Below are 22847 nucleotides of genomic sequence, written 5' to 3'. Positions count from 1 at the left end.
ACATGGCCGAGACCCCCGACCACAAGAAGTCCGACCGCACGCCGGACAAGGACCCGGCGCCCCACGGGCGGCGGGGGCGCCGCATCGGGGGGCGGCTGCGCCCGCTGCCCGTGTGGTGGCCGCTGCCCGCCTGCGCCCTGCTGGGCCTGGCCGCGGGCGGGGCGTACGGGGTGCTGAAGGCCCCCGAGTACGCCGCCACCAGCTATGTCGTCGCCGTCCCGGACGACACCACCCAGCCGGCCACCGCCCTCGGCTTCGCCCAGGCGTACGCCCGCATCGCCACCAGCAGCTCCACCCTCGCCTACGCCCAGCCCCGGGCGGGCATCGGCGCCGAGCAGCTGCGCAAGCAGGTCCGCGCGGAGACCTCCCCCGAGTCCCCGATGATCGCGATCACCGGCACCTCCCGGACCGCCACCGGCGCCGCCGACATCGCCAACGCGGTCGCCGACGCGCTGTCCCTGAGCAGCAATCAGGCCGCCAAGAACACCGGCGTGCAGCTGCTGCTGTTCAACCAGGCCGTCGCCCCGGCCGACCCCGCCTCGCCGTCCGCGCCGCTCAGCGGAGCCGTCGGCCTGTGCGCGGGCGGGCTGATCGGCGGCCTGTGGCTGCTGGCCAGGCCCGGCCGCAGGCGCCGTACGGACGGGGCTGAGGCGGCCGCGACCGGCGCCGGACACGCCGAGTCCGGCTACGTGACCTCGCTGCCCGCCCAGGGCGAGGCCGCCGCCTCCGCCTCCGCGAAGGAGAAGGAGCCGGTGCGATGAGCGCGGGCTCCACCGGGGCCCTGTCGGTGACGCTGTGCCGCGACCCCCGGCAGTTCGCCGCGCTGGAGGAGCCGTGGAACCGGCTCGTGCGCAGCTGCCCCACCGCCACCCCGTTCCAGAGCCACGCGTGGCTGCACTCCTGGTGGCTGTCCTACGGCCGGGACGGGCGGCTGCGCGTCGTCCTGGTCCGGCGCGGGGGCGAGCTGGTCGGCGCGGCCGCGCTGATGCTCGTCCACCGGCCGCTGCCACTGCTCGTCCCGCTCGGCGGGGGCATCACCGACTACTTCGACGTCCTGCTCGACGCGGAGTACGCCGAGCAGGTCGTCCCCGCGCTCGCGCACGGCCTGCACCGGGCCGCCCGCGGCGCGGTGATCGACCTGCGCGAGGTGCGGCCCGGGGCCGCCGCCGAGCGGTTGTACGGGCAGTGGCCCGGCGCCCGTACCCGGCTGGCGGACTCCACCTGCATGGAGCTGCCCGCGCTGCCCTTCGACGAACTGGTCAAGCGGATGCCGAAGGCGGGCGCCCAGCGGGTGCGCGCCAAGCTCCGCAAGACCGACGCGGCGGGCATCGAGGAGCGCGACGTCACCGAACAGGAAGTGCCGCGCGCGGTACGGACCCTGCTACGGCTGCACGAGAAGCAGTGGCGGGGCCGCGGGGTGACCCCCGAGCACCTGCGGCCCCGCTTCGCCGAGCACCTGACCCGGGCCACCCGGCGGATGGTGCGCTGCGGGGAGGGCCGGCTGACCGAGTTCCGGCTGGAGGGCAAGGTGGTGGCCGCGAACGTCACGCTGCTGTCGGCGGGGCTGAGCGGCGGCTATCTGTACGGGGCCGACCCGGGGCTGCGGGACAAGAAGGTGGACGTGGCGACGCTGCTGCTGCGCCACGAGGCGGGGCGGGCGCTCGCGGAGGGCCGGCCGGTGGTCAGCTTCCTGCGCGGGTCCGAACCGTACAAGAACCACTGGCGCCCCGAAGTCGTGGTCAACCAGCGGTTCCTGCTGGCCACGGCGCCGCTCGCGCCCCTGCTGCGACTGCACGAGTCGCAGCTGTCGGGGCGCGAGCGGGCGGTGGAGGCGCTGCGCGAGTCCCTGCCGGCCGCCAGGGACTGGCGGGCCCGGCTGAACGAACTGCGCGTCCGGTGACATCGGTGCCGTTGCCGAAGCCCTGCCTAGAACGGCCACCAGGTGCTGTCGTCGCCCAGGTCGATCTTGACGCAGACCGACTGCTTGCCGACCAGCTTGGAGAGCCACTCCCCGAAGTTGACCGGGACGCACCACTCCCGCTGCGGGGTGGCGGGGGCGGGCGGCTTCGGAGCCACCGGAGGCTTGACCGGCGTGGGCAGCGGCGCGGGCACCGGAGCCGCGGACGGCGGCTCCGGCACCGGGAGCACCACCGGGGCCTCGGGGCTGGGCGCGACCGGGCTCGGCACGACAGGGCTCGGGACGACCGGGGCCTCGGGGATCGGCGCGACCGGGCTCGGGGCCACGGGAGTGGGCACGAGCGGCGGCGGCACCGGGACGGGGCTCGCCTCCGGCAACGGCACGACGGGCGACGGAACGAGCGGCGACGGGACGACCGGCGACGGGACGACGGGCGGCAGGGCCGGGACCTCGGGCGAGGGAACGGCCGGGGACGGGACCTGTGGAGTCGGGACCTCGGGCGTGGGGACCTGTGGGGTCGGGACCGGAGGAGTCGGAACGTGCGGGGTGGGGACGGCGGGCGTCGGGAGGTCCGGGGTCGGCACCACCGGGGTGGGGATCACGGGCGTCGGGACGACCGGCGTCGGGACCACGGGCGTCGGGACCACGGGCGTCGGCAGCGGGTCCGGCTTCGCGGCCAGCGCGTCCCGGAACGCCCGGGAGGAGCGCGGGTTCTGCTTGCACTGCCACACGCCGTGCGGGCAGTAGTCCGTGATGGTGTGGTAGATCGGCCGGTGCTGCTCGATCCACTGCAGCATGCGCCGCACGTACTCCGGATTGTCCCCGTGCCGGAACAGTCCCCACTCCGGGTACGAGATCTCCTTGCCGTGTGCTTTCGCGAAGTCGACGTGCTGCTGGAGCCCGTACGGCTGGCTCACCTGGTCGTCGAAGGTGCGGCCGGGGCCCTGGTCGTAGGAGTCCATCCCGATGATGTCGACGACGTCGTCACCGGGGTAGCAGGCGGTCCAGCCGATGGCGTCCGCGCCCCGGTTCGGCGCGAAGTCGAACTTGAACTGCTGGCCGGGCACCGAGCGCATCGCGGTCACGATGCGCTTCCAGTACGCCTTCCAGTGCTCCGGGTCGGGCCCGCAGCGGTGGGTGTAGGTGGTGCCGTTCATCTCCCAGCCGAGCACGACGACCGTGTCCGGCACACCGAGGGACACGAGGCGTTCGGCGAGCTTCCTGAAGTGCGCGTCGTTCTCGCCGGCCGCGCCCGCGCGGATCAGCCGGGCCACCTGGCGGTCGGGGACCCGGCCCTCGTTGCGTTCCTGCATGGGCACGTTGAGGACGAACATCCGGTCCTTGGCGCCCCGGCGCCAGGTGGCCCAGTCCTCCAGGAAGTCGGTGCCCTCGATGTTCGACCACCGGTCGCCGGGCAGGTAGGTGTGCCCGACCCGGATCTCCTTGCCGCCAAGCCAGCGCGACAGGTACGGGATCCGCGCCACGCCCCGCGGGCCGTAGTCGAGATAGGCACCCATCGCGATGTCGGAGCCGGCGGCCTTGTCCTCCTCGGGCGCCGCGAGCGCGGCGCCGGTGGCGAGCAGTCCGGCCGTGACCGTACCGATGCAGGTGCTCACCAATCTGCGGTGTGGTCTGGACATGGCGTCTCCCGAGCTTCCCCGAATCGGTGTGCTTACCAAAGACGTTAGGCATCACATCTGACGAATGGCCTGTCCGGTGGCCGCAGCGTAGGCCATTCGCAGCTGCGCACCCTCTCCGCTTGGTCCGACTAGGTGAAAGACACCGTTTCCATGCACGCGTTCGCCAACCATGTGCCCGCTGTTCTGCTCAGACTCGATCGGAATCCGTTCCACCACGGAACCCTCGGCGCCGTCAGATCCCTTGGGCGCAAGGGCGTGGAGGTCCATGCCGTCGTCGAGACCGGGGGAGGTCCCATGGGTCGGTCGCGCTACCTGCGCGCGGTGCACCCCGGCCCGTCCGGCGGGGTCGACCCCGAACGCCCCGAGGAGCTGCTGGAATGCCTGGCCGGTGTCGCGGAGCGGATCGGCCGCCCCGCGGTGCTCGTCGCCATGGACGACCTGAGCGCCATCGCGGTGTCGCGGATCGCGCCGGTGCTCCAGGACCGGTTCCGGATCCCCCATCAGCCCGACGGCCTGCCCGCCCGGGTGGCCGACAAGGCGGAGCTGTCGCGGCTCTGCGCGCGCTGGGAGATCCCGCACCCGGAGACGGTGATTCCCGAGAGCCCCGCCGAAGCGGCCGAGGCCGCCTGGCGACTCGGGCTGCCGGTGGTCGCCAAGTGGAGCCGCCCGTGGCTGCTGCCCGCGGGCGCCGGGCTGCGCAGCACCACGCTCGTGCACACCGCCGCCGAGGCGCGGCGGCTGTACGAGCGGTCCGCGCAGGCCGGGAGCCCGCTGCTGCTCCAGCGGTTCCTGCCCGCGGGGCCCGACACCGACTGGTTCTTCCACGGCTGCTTCACCCGGGGCGGGCACCCGCTGCTCGTCGGTTCGGGGCGCAAGGAGCTGTCGTGGCCGGTGCGTACGGGGCTGACGGCGATGGGGCGTTGGCTGCCCGACCCGGCGGTGGAGGAGGCGGGGCTGCGGCTCGCGGAGCGGCTCGGCTACCAGGGGATCCTGGACCTGGACTTCCGCCGGGACGAGCGGGGCTGCTTCCGGCTGGTGGACTTCAACCCCCGGCCCGGCGCGCAGTTCCGGCTGTTCACCGACGGGGCCGGGCTGGACGTCGTACAGGCGCTCTACCTGGATCTGACGGGGCAACGGGTGCCGGAGCCGGTGGGCGGGCCCGGACGGGTGTTCGTCGCGGAGAACTACGCGCTGCTGGCGGCGCTGCGCGGTCCGCTGCCGGGGCCGCTGGCGCGGCGGGGCCCGGGTGTGGTGCCCGGCGGCGCGGTGCGGTCGGCCGCGGCGGGCGCCCCCGGCCCGGCGGCGGGCGCCGCGCCCGTGGGCGGGCCGGGCCCCGAGGCCGTTACGGGCGGCCCGATCCCGGCGCAGGAAGCGGCCGGTGCGTGTGCCGCGGGCGGGCCGGGCCCGGTGCGGGAAGCGGTGACCGGGGCGGCCGGGGGCGGGACCGGGGCGCGGGTCGCGGGGCCGCGTGCCGACGGCCCGCGCGCCGACGTGCCGCGCGCCGACGTGCCGCGTGTCGCCGGGCGGCGGGTGCCGTCCGGCGGGGCCGGGGCGCCCGGGCCGGTGCGGGCCGTGCCGCCCGCCGAGCGCGGGCGGGTGGAGCTGGCCTGGTTCGCCGCGGACGACGTACTGCCCTTCCTCGCGATGGTCGCGGCCTTCCTGGGGCGCGGTGCGGGCAAGGGGGCGCGCGGGGCGTGGAACACGCTGAGCGGTGTCCCCGCGCGCGGGCGGCGCACGGCGCGTGCCGTGGCCCGCGCGCCCCGGCAGCGCGGCGGGCCCGAACTCCCGTCCCCGCCCGGCGCGCCGGGCCCGCCCGCACCCCCGGGCGCCGCCGAACCGGCGGAGCCGGACGGGCTGGTGACGCGGTGACCGGGTGACCCGGTCACCAGGTGAACCAGGTGAACCAGGTCCGGGCCCGGCCAGGCCCGGACCCCGCTGTATCCGGCCCCCGCCCCTGCGGGGGCCGGTCGCCCGTGAGACCGGTGTGAGCCGGTATGAGACTGGATGGAGGAACAGCCGTGACGCGCATGGAGGATCTCGTGGTGGTCGGCGCGGGCCCGTACGGGCTGTCGGTCGCCGCCCACGCGGCGGCGGCCGGGCTCGGCGTGAGGGTGCTCGGCCGCCCGATGGCCTCCTGGCGGGACCACATGCCCGACGGCATGTACCTCAAGTCGGAGCCCTGGTCGTCGAACCTGTCCGCGCCGGACGGGCGCCACACCCTGGCCGACTACTGCGCAACCCGCGGAATCCCCGCGGAGCACGGCACTCCGCTGCCGATCGGGACGTTCTCCGCGTACGGGCTCTGGTTCGCCCGGCAGGCCGCGCCCCCCGTGGAGGAGGTCACGGTCACCGATGTCACCCCGCAGGGCAGCGGGTTCCGGATCACCACGGCGGAGGGCGAGCCGCTGCTGGCCCGGACGGTCGCCCTCGCGGTCGGGGTGATGCCCTTCGTGAACCATCCGCCCGCGCTGCGCGAGCTGCCTCCGACCCACTACTCGCACAGCAGCGGCCACCGCGACCTGACCCGGTTCGCGGGCCAGGAGGTCGCGGTGCTCGGCGCGGGCCAGGCCGCGCTGGAGACCGCCGCCCTGCTCGCCGAGGCCGGGGCCCGGCCCTGCCTGGTGGCCCGGCGGTCCCGGCTGCGCTGGAACACCCTCCCGCAGCCGCTGGAGCGCCCGCTGACCCGCGCGCTGCGCGACCCGCACAGCGGGCTCGGCACGGGCTGGCGCAGCTGGGCCTGGTCGGAGCTGCCCTGGGCGGTGCGCAGGCTGCCCGCCGCGACCCGGGAGCGGATCGCGGCCACCGAACTGGGCCCGGCCGGGGCCTGGTGGCTGCGGGACCGCTTCGAACGGCAGGTCCCGGCGCTGATGGGGCACGCCCTGCACCGGGCGGTGCCCGCCGGTGACCGGACCCGGCTGGGGCTGACCAGCCCCGCCGGTGAGTCGGTGGTCCTGGACGTCGCCCATGTGATCGCGGCGACCGGCTTCAGCCCGGGGCTGGGGCGGCTGGGGCTGCTGGACGCGGGGCTGCGTACGGCGGTGGACACGGTCGGGGAGGCGGGCACGCCCGAGCTGAGCCCGTACTTCGAGTCCTCGTGGCCGGGACTGTTCTTCGCGGGGCTGCTCACGGCTCCCTCTTTCGGCCCTTCCATGCGATTCGTGCACGGTGCGGGCTTCACGGCGGGGAGACTGGTGAGAGGAGTCCGCAGGCGCCTGCGCGCCCAGGGCCCGCTGCCGGGCTCCACCGGTGCCGGCAGCGCCCTGCGGGGCCCGGGCGCCGGGCGGCAGAAGACCTATCCGGTGTGAACCTGTCCGGAGTGAACCTGTCCGGAGTGAGAGGGGTCCGCGATGAGCCCGGAAAGAGCACAGGGCCGGGGCTGGGTACGCATTCCCGCGAGCCGCGCGGAGCAGTCGGCCGCGCCCCGCCGCGCCGGGGCGCCGCAGCCGCCGTACGGAGATCAGCCGACCATCTACCTTTCTCTCGTCAAGCGCTGGCGGGAGGCCGGACGCACCCTTCCGGGGCATCCTGACGAGGAGTGGGAGAGGCTGATCTCCCAGCCGTGCTGGCCCGGCCGATAGGTGGTGTGACGCGTGGCAGCGGCGGAGCACGACGCACCGGAACCGGGCGTGATCAGCGCCTCGGACCGGCTCGCCCTGAACGGCATGGGCAGCTTCGAGTGGGACCTGGGCGCCGGGACCCTGAACCTCGACCCGGCCGCGATGGGGGTCTTCGACCTGGAGCCGGCGGAGTTCGACCACACCCCGGAGGGCCTGGGGCTGCGGATCCCCGCGGATGACAGGGCCCGGCTGGGGGACGCGGTCCTGGCGGCTCTGGACGGCGGCGGGGAGACGTACGGCTCGTACTTCACGGTGCAGCGGCGCGACGGCCGTGACCAGTGGACCCACACCCAGGGCCGGATCCTGCGCGATCCCGACGGGCGCCCCCTGCGGATCGCGGGGATCGTCCGGGACGCGACCGCCGAGCTGGCCCACGCCACGCTGCTGCGCAAGCTGGAGTCGGCTCGCGCCCAGCAGACCACGATCGTCCAGCGGACCACGGAGGCGCTGTCGCGGGCGGTGACCGTCGACGACGTCACGGCGACCCTGACCGGCGCGGGCGCGCTGGAGCGGCTCGGCGCGGACGGCCTGGCGCTGGGGCTGGTCGAGAACGGCGCCATGAAGATCATCGCGCTGAGCGGGGAGTCGCTGGAGATCCTCAGCGAGCGCAAGTTCACCCGGTTGGACGGCTCGCTGCCGCTCTCGCAGACGGTCCTCACCCGCAAGGCGCGCTTCGTCACGGACCTGGGCGAGCTGGCGGCCGAGTTCCCGCTGTTCGCGCCCTACCTCGGGCGGATCAAGTTCAACGCGGCCGCCTACCTGCCGCTGATCGCGCAGGCCAAGGCGATCGGCGGGCTGGTGCTCTTCTACCGGCGGCGCAGCGACTTCAGCCCCGAGGAGCAGAACCTGTCCCTGGGCCTGGCGGGCATCGTCGCCCAGTCGCTCCAGCGGGCGCTCCTGTTCGACCAGGAGCGCGAGTTCGCGACCGGGCTGCAGGCCGCCATGCTGCCGCGGCGGATCCCGGAGATCACGGGCGGCGAGATCGCGGTGCGCTACCACTCCGCGTGGAGCGGCCGGGAGGTCGGCGGGGACTGGTACGACGTGATCGCGCTGCCCCGGGACCGGGTCGGGATCGTGGTCGGCGACGTCCAGGGCCACGACACGCACGCGGCGGCGATCATGGGCCAGCTGCGGATCGCACTGAGGGCCTACGCGGGGGAGGGCCACCCGCCCTCCACGGTCCTCGCGCGGGCCTCGCGCTTCCTGGCCGAGCTGGACACCGAACGCTTCGCGACCTGCACGTACGCCCAGGTCGACCTGGAGACGGGCGGCGTACGGGCGGTGCGCGCCGGACACCTGGGCCCGCTGATCCGGCACACCGACGGGCGGACCGGCTGGCCCAACCTGCGCGGCGGCCTCCCGCTGGGCCTGGCCTCGGTCTTCGAGCAGGAGGACTTCCCCGAGACCCGGCTCGACCTGGTCCCGGGCGAGACCCTGGTGCTGTGCACGGACGGCCTGGTGGAGGAGCCCGGTACGACGATCACCACCGGAATGGAGGCGCTCGCGCACGCGGTGCGCACCGGCCCCCAGGAGTCGGGGGCGCTCGCCGACCACCTGCTGGACCGGCTGTGGGAGCGCTGGGGCTCGGGCGACGACGTGGCGCTGCTGGTGCTGCGCAGGGCCCCGGACCCGGGCACGCACCGGGCGCCGCGGATCCACCAGTACGTCCACCAGGCGGATCCCGAGGGGCTCTCCGAGGCCCGCTACGCGCTGCGCCAGGCGCTGCGCGACTGGGGGGTGCCGGACCTCGCCGACGACGTGGAGCTCGCGGCCGGGGAGCTGCTGGTCAACGCCCTGCTGCACACCGACGGCGGCGCGGTGCTGACGATGGAGGTGCTGCCGGAGCCGGTCCGCCGGATCCGGCTGTGGGTCAAGGACCGGTCCAGCGTGTGGCCGCGCAGGCGCACTCCGGGGGAGGCGGCGACGACGGGGCGCGGGCTGCTGCTGGTGGACGCGCTGGCCACGCACTGGGGCGTGGAGTCCAGGGGCGACGGCAAGGCGGTGTGGTGCGAGTTCGACGCCCCCGGTGACCTGAGGTGACCGTCGCGTCACGCCGAGTTGTGGAGGGGGGTGGCCGGGGTGATGATCCGGTCATGGAAAGGATCCGGCCGTGGGGGCTCGTACTGCTGACGGCGCTGGTGATCGCGGTGATCGCGGCCGGTGCGCCGAAGGTCGCCGACTGGACGGCGGGCCGCGCGCACGCGGCGCCGGAGTGCCGGTCGGTGGCCTTCATGTCGATGACCGGTGCGGCGCCGGACTGCCGGTAGTGGCGGCTACCGGGCGGGCCGGGCGGCGGGAGCGGGCCGCGGGGCGGGGTCCGTCAGTGGCCTTCGATCGTGAGGTGCCGCCCGTCCTGGGCGAGGGTCGACTGCGAGATCGCGGACGGCACCAGGGCCGCGCCGTGGATCCGGGCGACGGTCAGCCGGGCGTCCGCGTCGGCGTCCCCGGGGTGGAAGCCCGGGTCGACACCGATCGATCCGGTGGCGGACCACGCGTGGACCGCGCCGTCGCAGTCGGCGCCGGCGGTCATGCCGAGCTTGTTGCCGTCCTGGCGTACCTGGGTCTGGATCTGTACTCCCTCGGGTGAACCGGGCTGGCAGCGGTATTCCCCGGAAAGGGTGACGCGGCCGTCCTGGGAGATCGAGGCGCTCTTTTCGACGGTAATCATATTGCCGCCGGATTCGGCGCTCGCAGGTACGGCGCAGGCGGCGGTTGCGGCCAGTGCGGACAGTGCCGCGACCGCGATGCGGGATACGGGCAGGCCCATCGTTCCTCCAGGTGGATGCGGGCTGGATGCGGGCGGTGGATTCCGCCGGAACGCATTGTGCAGGTCACCCGGCGGTATTTCGCCCCGTATCTCGCTGCGTCGAATCGTGTCGGTGTGTGCAATTGCCCGCTCGGGCGCGTGAGACTGACCGAAATACATCCCCGAAGGGATCCCGCATGCGCCAGCCCGCCCCTGTTTTCGCCCTCGCCCTCCTCCCGCTCCTGCTGTTCGGTTCCACCGCCTGCCAGAGCGCCCACGAGGGGGCCGCCCTCGCACCCGCCGCCGCTCCGGCCGTCCCGGTCGACGACGGCGTCCCCGGCGCCGCCGACGAGGACGCCCCGGCGGCGGGGGCGGTCGCGGGGGCCGCGGTCAAGGACGCCCGGGTGGGTGACCCCCTCCGGGTGCGCGGCCGCCAGGTCGGCCGTCACCTGCAGGCCGTCCTCGGCTCGTACGTCGATCCGGCGATCAGCGTGGACCCGGCCTTCGCGCCGGCCGGGGGCAAGCGCTGGGTGGGCGCCGGGATGTCGTTCGTCAACGTGGGCGGTGCGACGTACGGGGCGCTCGGGCGCATGTGGGCGTACGACAGCGCGGGGCAGCGCTATCCGGCGGTCAAGACGGGTGAGCTGACCACCGGCAAACCGCTCGTCTTCGATTCCCTCTCCGTCGGTGACCGGGCGGAGGGATGGGTGGTGTTCGAAATCCCGGAAAACGCGCGGATCGTGCGCCTGCAATACCAGGATGCGAACACGCAGGCGAATCCCGGAGAAGGATTCTGGACGGTCTGACCCACCCGGGTGACGGGCCGGAAAAGGGCGGGGTGAAAGAGCACTAAGGTGCGGCCCATGACTTCGACTCACACCGAACTCGACCGGTCCCACCTCGGCACCCTTTCGGTGCTCGCGTGGATCGGCGATCCCGAGGACGGGCACAACATTCCGTACCTCATCGCCTACACCCTGGGCGACTGCCCGCACGGCCACGAGGCCGCCGCGGAGTCCGCGCGCGGGCTGCTGGAGCACCTGGGGCTGCGGGTCGGCGACGAGGTGCTGGACGGCACCACCCACCCGCACAAGTTCCCGGTGAAGATCCTCGTCGAGGGCGACCAGGTCGCGCTCACGGTGGAGGGCGAGGACATCGGCCTCAACGCCCGCTGCACCGCGCCGCCGGAGTGGGTGGCCGCGGCCGCCGACAGCGACCAGGTCTACTTCCTGTTCGCCACCCGCCCCTGGCCCCAGGCGGCCCCCGGCCAGCCCGTCGACGCCGACACCCTGAAGGGCTTCGTCGGTGACGAAGAGGTCCTGACCAGCAGCGTGCACGCGGTGCTGCGGGTCCAGCGGCTCAAGAAGTAACCACCGGGCACGGGGCGCCGACCGCCGGCCGCCGGGCTCCCAGCCTGCCCGGTGGCCGGCCCGCGCGCGGACGTACGTACGGAGCGGCGCGGGCGTACGGGGCGACGCGCGCCCTCAGACGCGCGCCCTCAGGTATCGAACGCGAACCGCAGGGCCCGGACCCGGTTGTCGAAGTTCGACCCGGCCAGCTCCGGCAGCCCCACCGCGCGCAGCCCGACCGGCCGGGTCAGCAGCTCGCGGAACAGCGCCTTCATCTCCACCCGGGCCAGGTGCGCGCCCAGGCAGAAGTGCGGACCGCCGCCCCCGAAGCCCAGGTGCGGATTGGGTGAGCGGGTGATGTCGAAGGCGTCCGGATCGGGGAAGACGGCCTCGTCGCGGTTGGCGGACGCGTAGTACAGGACCACCTTGTCGCCGGGCGTGAACAGGTGCCCGCCCAGGGTGTGTTCGGCGACCACCGTCCGGCGGAACTGGATGATCGGCGTCGAGTGCCGGATCATCTCGTCCACCGCGCCGTCGGCGTACTTCTCGAAGTCCCCGAGCAGCAGCTCCCGCTGCTCCGGGTGATCGGTGAGCAGGGCCAGCCCGTGGGTGATCGCGTTCCGGGTCGTCTCCACCCCCGCCACCATCAACAGTGAGAAGAACGCGCCCAGTTGCCGCACCCCCAGCGCCTGGCCGTCCACATTCGCGCAGACCAGCGCCGAAATCAGGTCGTCGGTGGGGTTCTTGCGCCGCTCCTCGGCGATCCCCGCGACCATCCGCTGCATCCGGGCCAGCGCCCGCAGCCCCCGCCCCGGCATCCGCAGCCGCGCGGCCAGGCCGCGCTCCACACCGATGTTCTCCGAGGCGTGGTTGACCCGGTCGGCGATCTCCGCCCGGTACGCGTCCGGGATCCCCATCATGTTGCAGATGACGTCCAGCGGCAGCCGCGAGGAGACCGCCGAGACGAACTCCCCGGGCCGCTGGGCCAGTACGTCGTCCACGATCCGCGCCGCCACCGCGTGGATGTCGGCCTCCGCGGCCGCGAGCAGCCGCGGGGTGAACGCCCGCTGCACGATCTTTCGCAGCTGCGCGTGGTCCGCGCCGTCCAAATTGACCATCGAATCCCCGAACAGCGCCCGCACCCAGCGGGCCGGCTCCGGCGTGGTCACCCCCGGCGCGCTCGCGAACACCTTCGGGAGCCTGCTCGCTTCCTGCACGTCCGCGTGCCGTACGAGCGCCCAGTGCGCGCGCTCGGGGCCGCGCCAGGAAGCCGGGCGCTCGGTGAACCGGCGCGGGCCGTCCAGCGCCCGCAGCCGGGCGAAGGCCGCGAGACGCGCCTCGGGTGGAAGCTGCCAGAACGCCGGATCGGCGAGATCGGTGTCCGTGGAATGCCGCTGTGCCGGGACCGTCATGGCCCCCACCTTCTTCCGGATGATCAGGGTGTCCGGAACCTCACGCCGGTGTCCGGAACCTCACGCTTCAGAACGCGCACGGTGCGCCAAGGTCACGCCCACCGCGACGGTGGCCGCCGCCACCAGCCCCGCCCACAGCACCGCGTGCTCCCCGGTCCAGGCACAGCCCAGCACCGCCAGCGCCGAAACCGGCAGCACCAGCTGCTGCGCGGTGCCCCGCTTGAAGTGCCGCGAATGCAGCAGCCACACCACCGCCAGGAACACCGCGGCGGGCACGCACACGGCCAGGTTCGCGGCCAGTTGAGAGATGTGCGCCTTGCCGACGGCCTGCTCCACCGCCACCTCGATGCCCGCGCCGATCGCGGCCGCCGACCCCAGGATCGCGTAGTGCCCGTACCCCCACGGGATCGCCGAGCGGTTCTCCTTCACCCGCTCGTGCGCGGGCACCGCGAAGTAGATCCACCAGGCGGCGAACACGATCAGCAGCCCGCCCGCCGCGATCGGCAGCAGCTCGCCCAGCGCCTCGTGCTCGTCCAGCGCCGACTGCACCGCCACCGTGCTCGCCGAGATCGTCTCGCCGAGCACGATCAGCGTGAACAGCCCGTACCGCTCCACGATGTGGTGGGAGTGCCACGGCGTCTGGTACGAGCGCTCGGCGACCACCGGCACCGACAGCTCGGCCACCACCATCACCAGGAACAGCCAGTGCCGCATCCCCTCCGGCACCAGCAGCAGCGCCACCCACCCGGCCTGGCACACCATCAGCCCCGCCGCGTAGGTCAGGGTGGCGCGCCGGGCCGGACCGCGCTCCCCGGCGGAGGCCCGCAGCCACTGAGCGGTCAGCGCCACCCGCATCACCAGGTAGCCGATGACCGCGATGGTCCAGTCGTTGGAATCGAAGGCGCGCGGCACCCCGGCCGCGTAGATCAGCACACCGGAGATCTGCACCAGCGTCGCGATCCGGTACGGCACGTCGTCCGTGTCGTAGGCGGACGCGAACCACGAAAAGTTGACCCAGGCCCAGAACACGCCGAAGAAGACGAACAGGTACCCGCTGATCCCGGCGGCCACGTGCCCCTCCGCCAGCGCGTGCACCAGCCGGGCCCCCGCCTGCGCCACCGCGACGACGAAGCACAGGTCGAAGAACAGTTCCAGGGGGGTCGCGGCCCGGTGGCCCTCGTCGGGGCTGCGCGCGGTCATCGGTACGAATGCCATACCGGCCAGCAGAACAGCGCGCGGGCGCCTAACAGGCGAGGCGCGCGGCCCGCAGCACCCGGGTACCCCGGGCGGACTCGTACCGGTCGACCACCAGCCGGGCGAGGCGCGGATGGTCGGCCAGCGGCTCCGACACCGCCCACGCCCCGGCGCCCGCGAGGGCGCGGGTGAACCGGCCCGGGGCCAGCAGGTGCGCGCCGACCGCCACCCGCCGGTACCCGGCGCCGCGCAGCGCGGCCAGCGCCTCGGCGACGGTGGGCCCCGCCGAGGTCAGGCAGGCGGGCAGCACCGGGACCGGGTCGGGGCCGCGGTCGTCCTCCAGCAGCGCGGCCAGCTGGGCCGCGCAGGTCCGCGTACCGTCGTTGCCGCCCGGGCGCGACGAACCCGCCCCGGCCACCACCACCGCGTCGGCCCGGGTGTAGGGGCCGCGGCGGCGCTCCGCCTCGCGCAGCCGCCCGTACAGGGCATGGGCCACGTCCCGCTCGCCGCTCAGCCCCTCGGTGAGGACGCAGCCGGTGCCGTCCAGGGCGGCCGGGAGGTCGACGCGGCGGTGGTAGCCGTCACCGAGCAGCAGCGGGACGACCACCGCGCGCGGGTGCGCCCGTACCGCCTCGGCGAGCGAGGGGCGCTGCACGTCGAGGTGACCCACGACCGCGCGGACCCCGCTCAGCGCCTCGACGGTCGCGGTCAGCCGGGAGACGGTCGCGGCGGCGGCCGGGACGGCACTGCCGTGGACGGCGAGTACGAGCATGACGGCGACCTCCATGGCGTGCGGGGGCATGGTGGCGTCGGGCGTGCTCCCCGCGTCCACGCTAGGCGTGCGCGGCGCCCGCCACAGGCACCCCAAAGGCCTTCGCCGCAGGTCACAGGTCCTGTGCGGAACAGGTCCGGGTACCCGCCTGACCGGGCCCTTCACCGCCGTCCGGGGCCGCGCAGCGGACCTACCGTCAAAGGGTCGGAAAAGGGTCGGAAGTGGTGGCGGCCGGCGCGGAACCCGCGCGCGGCCCCGGGAACGGACGGAGTGGGACCATGGCGCAGACGCTGGTCGTCATCGGCCACGGCATGGTGGGACACCGCCTGCTGGAGGCGCTCGCCGAGCGCGACGCGCTGGCCGGACCCGGCCGCCCGGGCGCGGGCGGCTGGCACGTCGTCGTCCTCGCCGAGGAACGGCGGCCCGCCTACGACCGCGTGCACCTCTCCGCCGCCTTCACCGGATCGACCGGCGAGGAACTGGCCCTCGCCGAACCCGGCTTCCTCGAACGGCACGGCGTCGACCTGCGCCTCGGCGACCCCGCCGCACACATCGACACCGCCGCCCGCACGGTGACCAGCGCCTCCGGCGCCGTCATCGGCTACGACGCCCTCGTCCTCGCCACCGGCTCCCACCCCTTCGTGCCCCCGATCGACGGCGCCGACGCCGAGGGCTGCTTCACCTACCGCACCCTCGACGACGTCGAAGCGCTCACCGCCTACGCGTCGGCGCCCGGTGTCAGTACCGGCGTGGTCATCGGCGGCGGACTGCTCGGCCTGGAGGCGGCGGGCGCGCTGCGCACCCTCGGACTGACCACGCACGTCGTGGAGTTCGCGCCCCGGCTGATGCCCCTCCAGGTCGACGACGGCGGCGCGGCCGCGCTGCGCGCCACCATCGAGTCGATGGGCGTCGCCGTGCACACGGGCGTCGGCGCGGGCGGGGTGCAGATCCACCCCGACGGGCGGGCCCAGGCGCTGCGGCTCACCAACGGCGAGGAGATCGGCGCGGACGTCGTCGTCTTCTCCGCCGGAGTGCGCCCGCGCGACCGGCTCGCGCGGGAGAGCGGGCTCGCCGTCGGCGACCGCGGCGGCGTGGTCGTCGACGCGCACTGCCGCACCAGCGACCCCTGCGTCTACGCGGTCGGCGAATGCGCGCAGACCGTCGACGGCAAGGTCTACGGGCTGGTCGCGCCCGGCTACCAGATGGCCGAGACGGTCGCCGAGGCGCTCGCCGGAGCCGGGGAGCTGACCTTCACCGGGGCCGACACCTCCACCAAGCTCAAGCTGATGGGCGCCGACGTGGCCTCCTTCGGCGACCCGTTCGCCCCCGAAGGGCAGGGCGGCGCGGTCTCGGTGGTCTTCTCCGACGCCCGCGAAGGCGTGTACAAGAAGCTGCTGCTCGGCCCCGACGGCGCGCTGCTCGGCGGGATCCTGGTCGGCGACGCGCAGGCGTACGGCTCGCTCAAGCCGCACGCCGGACGGATGCTGCCCGGCCCGGCCGAAGCCTTCATCCTGCCGTCCTCGGAGGGCATGGAACCGCCCGGCGCGGACGCCCTGCCCGACGACGCGGTGGTGTGCAGCTGTCACAACGTCACCAAGGGCCAGGTCCGCACGGCCGTCACCGAGCAGTCGCTGACCGACCTCGGCGGGATCAAGAAGTGCACCAAGGCGGGCACCGGCTGCGGCGGCTGCCTCGGCACCCTCCAGGCCGTCCTGGACGCGGAGATGGCGGCGGCGGGCATCGAGAAGGCGCGCGGACTGTGCGAGCACTTCACGCTGACCCGCGCCGAGATCTACGAGAAGGTGGCCACCGAGCGGATCCGCAGCTTCAGCGAACTGCTGGAGGCGTACGGCGAGGGCGGCGAAGGCTGCGCGGTCTGCAAGCCGGTCGTGGCCAACGTGCTCGGCACCCTCGCCCCGGACCTCGGCCTCGGACACATCCTGGAGGGCGAACAGGCGACGCTCCAGGACTCCAACGACCTCTTCCTCGCCAACCTCCAGAAGGACGGCACCTACTCGGTCGTCCCGCGGGTCGCCGGCGGCGAGGTCACTGCCGACCAGATCATCGCGCTCGGCGAGGTGGCCCGCGACTACGGGCTCTACACGAAGATCACCGGGGCCCAGCGGATCGGCCTCTTCGGGGCCCGCGCCGAGCAGCTGCCGGACATCTGGCGCCGCCTCGGCGGGGCCGGATTCGAATCGGGCCAGGCGTACGGGAAGTCCCTGCGCGCGGTCAAGTCCTGCGTGGGCGCCCGCTTCTGCCGCTTCGGGCAGGGCGATTCGATCCAGCTCGCCATCGACCTGGAGCTGCGCTACCGCGGCCTGCGGACGCCGCACAAGTTCAAGGGCGGGGTGTCGGGCTGCGTGCGCGAATGCGCGGAGGCCCGCGGCAAGGACATCGGGATCATCGCCACCAGCAAGGGATGGAACCTGTACGTCGGCGGCAACGGCGGCGCCGTCCCGCGCCACGCCGGCCTGCTGGCCGCGGACCTGGCGACCGGTGAACTCTTCGCCCTGATCGACCGGTTCCTCATGTACTACGTCCGCACCGGCGAGCGCCTGGAGCGCACGGCGGCCTGGGTCGAGCGGCTCGGCGGCAGCGGGGCGGGCCTGGAGCACCTCAAGGCGGTGCTGATCGAGGACGAGCTGGGGATCTGCGCGGAGCTGGAGGCGCAGATGGAGCGGCACGTGTCCGCCTACCAGGACGAGTGGCAGGCGGTGCTGGAGGACCCGGCGGCCCTGGAACGCTTCGGCGCGGCGGGCGCGGGTGCCGTGGGGTCCGGCGGCGTGGACTTCGGTGGGGCCGGGGCCGGGGCCCTGGAGCCGGGCCGCGGGCGCGCGGTGGTGCTGCCCGACGGCAGCCGGGCGGCCGTCTTCAAGGACCGCGCGGGCACGGTGTACGCGGTCGGCGACCGCGACCCCTTCTCCGGCGCCGACGTGATCGCCAACGGCATCATGGGCACCCGGGACGGCGTCCCGGTGGTGACCTCGCCGATGCACAAGCAGGTCTTCGACCTGCGGACCGGGATCTGCCTCGACGACCCGGAGGTGGCCCTGCCGGTCCTGCGGACGCGGCCGTAGCCCCTCACCGGCCGCAAGGCACCGCGGGAGCACGACCAACGCACTGTGGGCGATGGGACCTTGTCCTGTCGCCCACACGACGTTCTCCCCTGACGCGGGGCAGGGTCGCGGGCGGACCCTGGATACGTCAGGACCCTCAGTACCAGTTCTCAACGTTCAGGACACGCCATGAGTTCCGCCACCCAGGATGCGCCCTCGGCGACCGGCCGCGCGCTCGCGCCCGACCCGGCGCAGTACCGGCCCGGCCGCACCATCACCGAATGGACCCCGGAGGATCCCTCCTTCTGGCGGTCCACGGGCAAGAAGGTCGCCACCCGCAACCTGTGGATCGCGGTTCCGGCGCTGCTGGTCGCCTTCGTCGTCTGGCAGGTGTGGAGCATCACGGCCACCAACCTCAAGGACGTCGGCTTCGGCTTCAGCCAGTCGCAGCTGTTCTGGCTGACGGCGGTCCCGGGCATCACGGGCGGTACCGCCCGCATCTTCTACACCTTCCTCGGCCCGATGATCGGCCAGCGCCGCTTCACGGCGCTCTCCACCATCGTCCTCATCGTGCCGCTGATCTGGCTGGGCTTCGCGGTCCAGGACCCGGCGACCTCCTACACCACGATGGTCGCGATCGCCGCCCTCTGCGGCATCGGCGGCGCCAACTTCTCCTCCTCGCTGGCCAACATCGGCTTCTTCTACCCGAAGCAGGAGAAGGGCAACGCGACCGGCATCAACGGCGGCCTGGGCAACCTGGGCGTGTCCGTGGTGCAGCTGCTGACCCCGATCCTCATCACCTCCTCGGTACTGGCGATCGGCGCCGGCCAGAAGAAGGCCGACGGGACGGAGATCTACCTCCAGAACGCCGCCTTCGTGTGGGTGCCCGTCCTGGTGGTCCTGGCCGTGGTGGCCTGGTTCGGCCAGAACGACCTGAAGGTCGCCTCCACCCCCTTCAGCCAGCAGAAGGTCATCTTCAAGCGCAAGCACAACTGGGTGATGACCTGGCTCTACGTCGGCACCTTCGGCTCCTTCATCGGCTTCGCGGCGGCCCTGCCGCTGCTGATCAAGACCACGTTCCCGGCGTACTCGGTCGCCACCTACGCCTGGATGGGCCCGGCCCTGGGCGCCCTGGCCCGGTGGGCGGGCGGCTGGATCGCCGACAAGCTGGGCGGTGCGCGGGTCACGATCCTGTCCTTCGTGGGCATGGCGGCCTCGATCATCGGCGTGATCACCTTCCTCCCGGCGGGTTCCGACTCCGGTTCCTTCTACGGCTTCTTCTTCTGCTTCCTGTCGGCGTTCTTCTTCTCCGGCATCGGCAACGGCTCGACCTTCCGCCAGATCCCGGTCATCTTCCGCGGCCAGCACCTGAAGGGCCTCACCGAGGGCACCCCGCAGTACGCGGCCGCGCTCAAGCAGGCCGAGATCGAGTCGGGCGCGGTCACCGGTTTCACCGCCGCGATCGCCGCCTACGGCTTCTTCTTCATCCCGGCGATGTTCGCGAACTTCGCCGTCACCAGCGCGATGTGGGGCTTCGTGGCCTTCTACGCCAGCTGTGTGGTCGTCGCCTGGTACTTCTACGCCCGCAAGGGCGCGGAGGCGCCCAGCTAGCCGGCGGCTCCCGGTTGCCCGGGGTTCCTGGGGCTCCGCCCCAGACCCCGCGCCTCAAGCGCCGGCGGGGCTGGGTTGCCCCGGGCGCTGGTTCCGAGAATCTTGTGAAAGCTTTCACAAGCGCACGACGGACCTTTGGCCTGCTCAAAATGCCAGGTCAGCCGGGATGCGGGACCCTGGGAGCCGGGGATGAGGGGACTTTCGGGCCCCAGCTCAGGACCATCGCGGCGCCAAATGATCGATCAAAAGGCGTGCAATGGATACAAGTAATGAGGCGACTCGGAAGGTGCGGGCGAAATGACTGCCACCCCTGCGGAAACCACGAAGAACGGCGAAGCCTGGAACGGCTTCAAGGGCGGCCTGTGGCGCGACGCCATCGACGTCCGCGACTTCATCCAGCAGAACTACACGCCGTACGAGGGTGACGATTCCTTCCTCGCCGGCCCGACCGAGCGCACCACCGCCGTGTGGAAGGCGATCACGGACAAGTTCCCGGAGGAGCGCGAGAAGGGCGTCTACGACGTCGCCCACGACATCCCCTCGACGATCACCGCGCACGCCCCCGGCTACATCGACCGCGACAAGGACCTGATCGTCGGCCTCCAGACGGACGCCCCGCTCAAGCGCGCGATCATGCCGTACGGCGGCTGGCGCATGGTCGCCGGCGCCCTGGAGACCTACGGCTACCCGGTGTCCGAGGACCTGGAGAAGGTCTTCACCGAATACCGCAAGACCCACAACGCCGGTGTCTTCGACGCCTACACCCCCGAGATCCGCGCCGCCCGCAAGGCGGGCATCGTCACCGGACTGCCCGACGCCTACGGCCGCGGCCGCATCATCGGCGACTACCGCCGCGTGGCCCTCTACGGCGTCGACCGCCTCATCGTGGTGAAGAAGGAGGAGAAGGAGGAGCTCAATGCCCTCCCCGCGGGCAACCGCTCGCTGGAGGAAACGATCCGCCTCCGCGAGGAACTCTCCGAGCAGATCCGCGCGCTCGCCGAACTGAAGGCGATGGCCGCCTCCTACGGTCACGACATCTCCGGCCCGGCGACCACCGGCCGCGAGGCGATCCAGTGGCTGTACTTCGCCTACCTCGCCGCCGTGAAGGAGCAGAACGGCGCGGCCATGTCGCTCGGCCGCACCTCCACCTTCATCGACGTCTTCCTGCAGCGCGACATCGAGGCCGGCCTCCTGACGGAGGAGCAGGCGCAGGAACTGGTCGACGACTTCATCATCAAGCTCCGCATCGTGCGCTTCCTGCGCACCCCGGACTACGACGAGCTGTTCTCCGGAGACCCCACCTGGGTCACCGAGTCGATCGCGGGCATGGGTGAGGACGGCCGTCCGCTGGTCACCAAGTCCTCCTTCCGCTACCTCCAGACCCTGTACAACCTCGGTCCGGCGCCCGAGCCGAACATGACGGTCTTCTGGTCGCCGCGGCTGCCGCAGGGCTTCAAGGAGTTCTGCGCCCGCGTCTCGATCGACACCTCGTCGGTCCAGTACGAGTCGGACGAGCTGATGCGTCCGCGCTTCGGCGACGACACCGCCATCGCGTGCTGCGTCTCGGCGATGCCCGTCGGCAAGCAGATGCAGTTCTTCGGCGCCCGGGTGAACCTCGCCAAGACGCTGCTCTACGCGATCAACGGTGGCCGGGACGAGAAGTCCGGCGCCCAGGTCGGCCCCTCGACCGGCGCGCTCACCTCCGACGTGCTCGACTACGACCAGGTCATGGCCAAGTTCGACGAGCAGATGGAATGGCTCGCCGACACCTACGTCCACGCCCTGAACGTCATCCACTACATGCACGACAAGTACGCCTATGAGCGCATCGAGATGGCGCTCCACGACCGCGACGTGCGCCGCACGATGGCCTGCGGCATCGCCGGGCTCTCGGTCGCCGCCGACTCGCTGGCCGCCATCAAGTACGCCAAGGTCACGCCGGTGCGCGACGAGACGGGTCTGGCCACCGATTACACCATCGAGGGCGAGTACCCGGCCTTCGGCAACAACGACGACCGGGTCGACGACATCGCGGTGTGGCTGGTCGAGGAGTTCATGAAGAAGGTGCGGGGGCACGCGACCTACCGCGACGCCGAGCACACCCAGTCGGTGCTGACCATCACCTCGAACGTCGTCTACGGCAAGAAGACCGGCAACACGCCGGACGGACGCCGCGCGGGCGAGCCGTTCTCCCCGGGTGCCAACCCGATGAACGGCCGTGACACCCACGGCTACGTCACCTCCGCGCTGTCGGTCGCGAAGCTGCCGTACGAGGATGCCGAGGACGGCATCTCGCTGACCAACACGGTCACCCCCGACGGCCTGGGCCGCACCCCCGAGGAGCGGATCAAGAACCTGGCGGGCGTGCTCGACGGCTACATGGCCAGCGACGGCTTCCACATGAACGTGAACGTGCTCAACCGCGACACGCTCATGGACGCCATGGAGCACCCGGAGAACTACCCGCAGCTGACCATCCGCGTCAGCGGGTACGCGGTGAACTTCGTCCGGCTGACCCGCGCCCAGCAGCTGGACGTGCTGAACCGCACGTTCCACGGCTCCCTTTAGGGTCCGCCCGTCCGGCCGGGTCTCCCACGGGATCCGGCCGGACGCCCGGCGACCGCCCCACACCAGATCAGCCCCTCGAATCTGGAGCACCTGCCATGACCGTCCTGCTCGGTACGAACATCCCCGTCGGCGCCGCCAACGCCGTGCCCGTCAGTGCGGGGCAGACGCCCGCCGCCGCCGCGACCCAGCGGCCGAGCGAGGGTTCCGTCCACTCCTGGGACCTGTCGACGGGCGTGGACGGTCCCGGCACCCGGTTCGTCACCTTCCTCGCGGGCTGCCCGCTGGCCTGCCTCTACTGCCACAACCCCGACACCATGCGGATGCGCAGCGGCAAGCGGACCTCGGCCGACGACGTGATCGCCGAGGCGCGCAAGTACACCCGCTTCATCACCGCCTCCGGCGGCGGCGCCACCATCTCCGGCGGCGAGCCGCTGCTCCAGCCGGTCTTCGCGGGCGAGCTGCTGCACCGGATGAAGCACGACCTCGGGCTGCACACCGCCCTGGACACCTCCGGGTTCCTGGGTGCCCGCGCCACCGACGCGCTGCTGCGCGACGTGGACCTGGTGCTGCTGGACATCAAGTCCTGGGACCGGGAGACCTACACGAAGGTGACCGGCCGCCCGCTGGAGCCCACCCTCGACTTCGCCCGCCGCCTCGCCGACCTCGGCAACGAGGTGCTCCTGCGGTTCGTGCTGGTGCCGGGGCTGACCGACGCGCGGGAGAACATCGAGGGCGTCGCGGCCTTCGCCGCGGGCCTCGGCAACGTCTCGCGGGTCGACGTGCTGCCCTTCCACAAGCTCGGCGAGAGCAAGTGGGAGGCGCTGGACATGAACTTCTCGCTGCACGACACGCCGTCGCCCACCGCCGGGCAGGTCGCGCGCGCCAAGGAGATCTTCGCGGCACGGGGGCTGCTGGCGGTCTGATCCGCCCTCCCCCCCCAGGGCAGGGCGATGACAGTTTC

At 73.0% G+C, this 22847-nt stretch carries 17 protein-coding genes; 12 read left to right on the top strand and 5 right to left on the bottom strand.

Annotated elements, in window-relative coordinates:
• Window positions 1-2 precede the first annotated feature (2 nt).
• Complete coding sequence (locus OHS33_RS15130; RefSeq protein ID WP_330330920.1) at window positions 3-761, top strand: lipopolysaccharide biosynthesis protein; 759 nt, start codon at window positions 3-5, stop codon at window positions 759-761.
• On the top strand, window positions 758-1900 hold the full coding sequence (locus tag OHS33_RS15125; RefSeq protein ID WP_330330919.1) for a GNAT family N-acetyltransferase: 1143 nt from the start codon (window positions 758-760) through the stop codon (window positions 1898-1900). The genes OHS33_RS15130 and OHS33_RS15125 overlap by 4 nt, the downstream gene beginning before the upstream one ends.
• A 26-nt stretch (window positions 1901-1926) precedes the next feature.
• Here OHS33_RS15125 and OHS33_RS39830 read toward each other — a convergent pair whose 3' ends face one another.
• Window positions 1927-3558, bottom strand: coding sequence for a glycoside hydrolase family 26 protein (locus tag OHS33_RS39830; protein ID WP_443065304.1), 1632 nt, complete (start codon window positions 3556-3558; stop codon window positions 1927-1929).
• 294 nt (window positions 3559-3852) lie between these two features.
• Between OHS33_RS39830 and OHS33_RS15115 the strand changes: the two genes are divergently transcribed.
• The 4 genes from OHS33_RS15115 (at window position 3853) to OHS33_RS15100 (ending at window position 9442) form a co-directional block, all read left to right on the top strand.
• Window positions 3853-5427 carry a carboxylate--amine ligase gene (locus tag OHS33_RS15115; protein ID WP_330330918.1) on the top strand — a complete coding sequence of 525 codons (1575 nt, stop codon included), beginning with the start codon at window positions 3853-3855 and terminating at the stop codon, window positions 5425-5427.
• Window positions 5428-5585: 158 nt separating this feature from the next.
• Window positions 5586-6863 (top strand): NAD(P)-binding domain-containing protein, encoded by a 1278-nt coding sequence (locus OHS33_RS15110; RefSeq protein ID WP_330335064.1) that lies wholly within the window; start codon window positions 5586-5588, stop codon window positions 6861-6863.
• A 285-nt stretch (window positions 6864-7148) separates the two neighbouring features.
• Window positions 7149-9215 carry a SpoIIE family protein phosphatase gene (locus tag OHS33_RS15105; RefSeq protein WP_330330917.1) on the top strand — a complete coding sequence of 689 codons (2067 nt, stop codon included), beginning with the start codon at window positions 7149-7151 and terminating at the stop codon, window positions 9213-9215.
• A gap of 53 nt (window positions 9216-9268) precedes the next feature.
• Window positions 9269-9442 carry a hypothetical protein gene (locus OHS33_RS15100; RefSeq protein ID WP_330330916.1) on the top strand — a complete coding sequence of 58 codons (174 nt, stop codon included), beginning with the start codon at window positions 9269-9271 and terminating at the stop codon, window positions 9440-9442.
• Window positions 9443-9495: 53 nt separating this feature from the next.
• Here the strand turns inward: OHS33_RS15100 and OHS33_RS15095 are convergent, their stop codons facing one another.
• Window positions 9496-9942 (bottom strand): DUF6299 family protein, encoded by a 447-nt coding sequence (locus tag OHS33_RS15095; RefSeq protein WP_330330915.1) that lies wholly within the window; start codon window positions 9940-9942, stop codon window positions 9496-9498.
• Window positions 9943-10118: 176 nt separating this feature from the next.
• On the opposite strand from OHS33_RS15095, the gene OHS33_RS15090 reads away from it, so the two are divergent.
• Together OHS33_RS15090 and OHS33_RS15085 are read left to right on the top strand one after the other, a co-directional pair.
• Window positions 10119-10727, top strand: coding sequence for a hypothetical protein (locus tag OHS33_RS15090; protein ID WP_330330914.1), 609 nt, complete (start codon window positions 10119-10121; stop codon window positions 10725-10727).
• A 57-nt stretch (window positions 10728-10784) separates the two neighbouring features.
• Window positions 10785-11291, top strand: a complete 507-nt coding sequence (locus tag OHS33_RS15085; RefSeq protein WP_330330913.1) for a DUF5949 family protein — start codon at window positions 10785-10787, stop codon at window positions 11289-11291.
• Window positions 11292-11419: 128 nt separating this feature from the next.
• On the opposite strand, the gene OHS33_RS15080 is transcribed toward OHS33_RS15085, so the two are convergent.
• Genes OHS33_RS15080 through OHS33_RS15070 form a run of 3 tightly spaced genes read right to left on the bottom strand, consistent with a single transcriptional unit; the run spans window position 11420 to window position 14708 of the window.
• Window positions 11420-12682 carry a cytochrome P450 gene (locus OHS33_RS15080; protein WP_330330912.1) on the bottom strand — a complete coding sequence of 421 codons (1263 nt, stop codon included), beginning with the start codon at window positions 12680-12682 and terminating at the stop codon, window positions 11420-11422.
• Window positions 12683-12742: 60 nt separating this feature from the next.
• Window positions 12743-13897, bottom strand: coding sequence for a low temperature requirement protein A (locus OHS33_RS15075; RefSeq protein ID WP_330330911.1), 1155 nt, complete (start codon window positions 13895-13897; stop codon window positions 12743-12745).
• Between the two features lie 28 nt (window positions 13898-13925).
• A complete protein-coding gene (locus OHS33_RS15070; protein WP_330330910.1) occupies window positions 13926-14708 on the bottom strand; it encodes a sirohydrochlorin chelatase in 783 nt (260 codons plus the stop codon).
• A gap of 218 nt (window positions 14709-14926) precedes the next feature.
• Between OHS33_RS15070 and nirB the strand changes: the two genes are divergently transcribed.
• The 4 genes from nirB (at window position 14927) to pflA (ending at window position 22809) form a co-directional block, all read left to right on the top strand.
• Window positions 14927-17728 (top strand): nitrite reductase large subunit NirB, encoded by a 2802-nt coding sequence (nirB, locus tag OHS33_RS15065; protein WP_330330909.1) that lies wholly within the window; start codon window positions 14927-14929, stop codon window positions 17726-17728.
• 168 nt (window positions 17729-17896) lie between these two features.
• On the top strand, window positions 17897-19318 hold the full coding sequence (locus OHS33_RS15060; protein ID WP_330330908.1) for a NarK family nitrate/nitrite MFS transporter: 1422 nt from the start codon (window positions 17897-17899) through the stop codon (window positions 19316-19318).
• Between the two features lie 297 nt (window positions 19319-19615).
• On the top strand, window positions 19616-21886 hold the full coding sequence (gene pflB / locus OHS33_RS15055) for a formate C-acetyltransferase (RefSeq protein WP_330330907.1): 2271 nt from the start codon (window positions 19616-19618) through the stop codon (window positions 21884-21886).
• A 95-nt stretch (window positions 21887-21981) separates the two neighbouring features.
• Window positions 21982-22809 carry a pyruvate formate-lyase-activating protein gene (gene pflA / locus OHS33_RS15050; protein WP_330330906.1) on the top strand — a complete coding sequence of 276 codons (828 nt, stop codon included), beginning with the start codon at window positions 21982-21984 and terminating at the stop codon, window positions 22807-22809.
• The last annotated feature ends 38 nt before the right edge of the window (window positions 22810-22847 follow it).

Origin of the sequence: Streptomyces sp. NBC_00536 (assembly GCF_036346295.1) — a bacterium.
Taxonomy (GTDB): Bacteria; Actinomycetota; Actinomycetes; order Streptomycetales; family Streptomycetaceae; genus Streptomyces.
The sequence above is the reverse complement of the archived record's forward strand: the minus strand, read 5'-3'. Positions and strand labels throughout refer to the sequence as shown.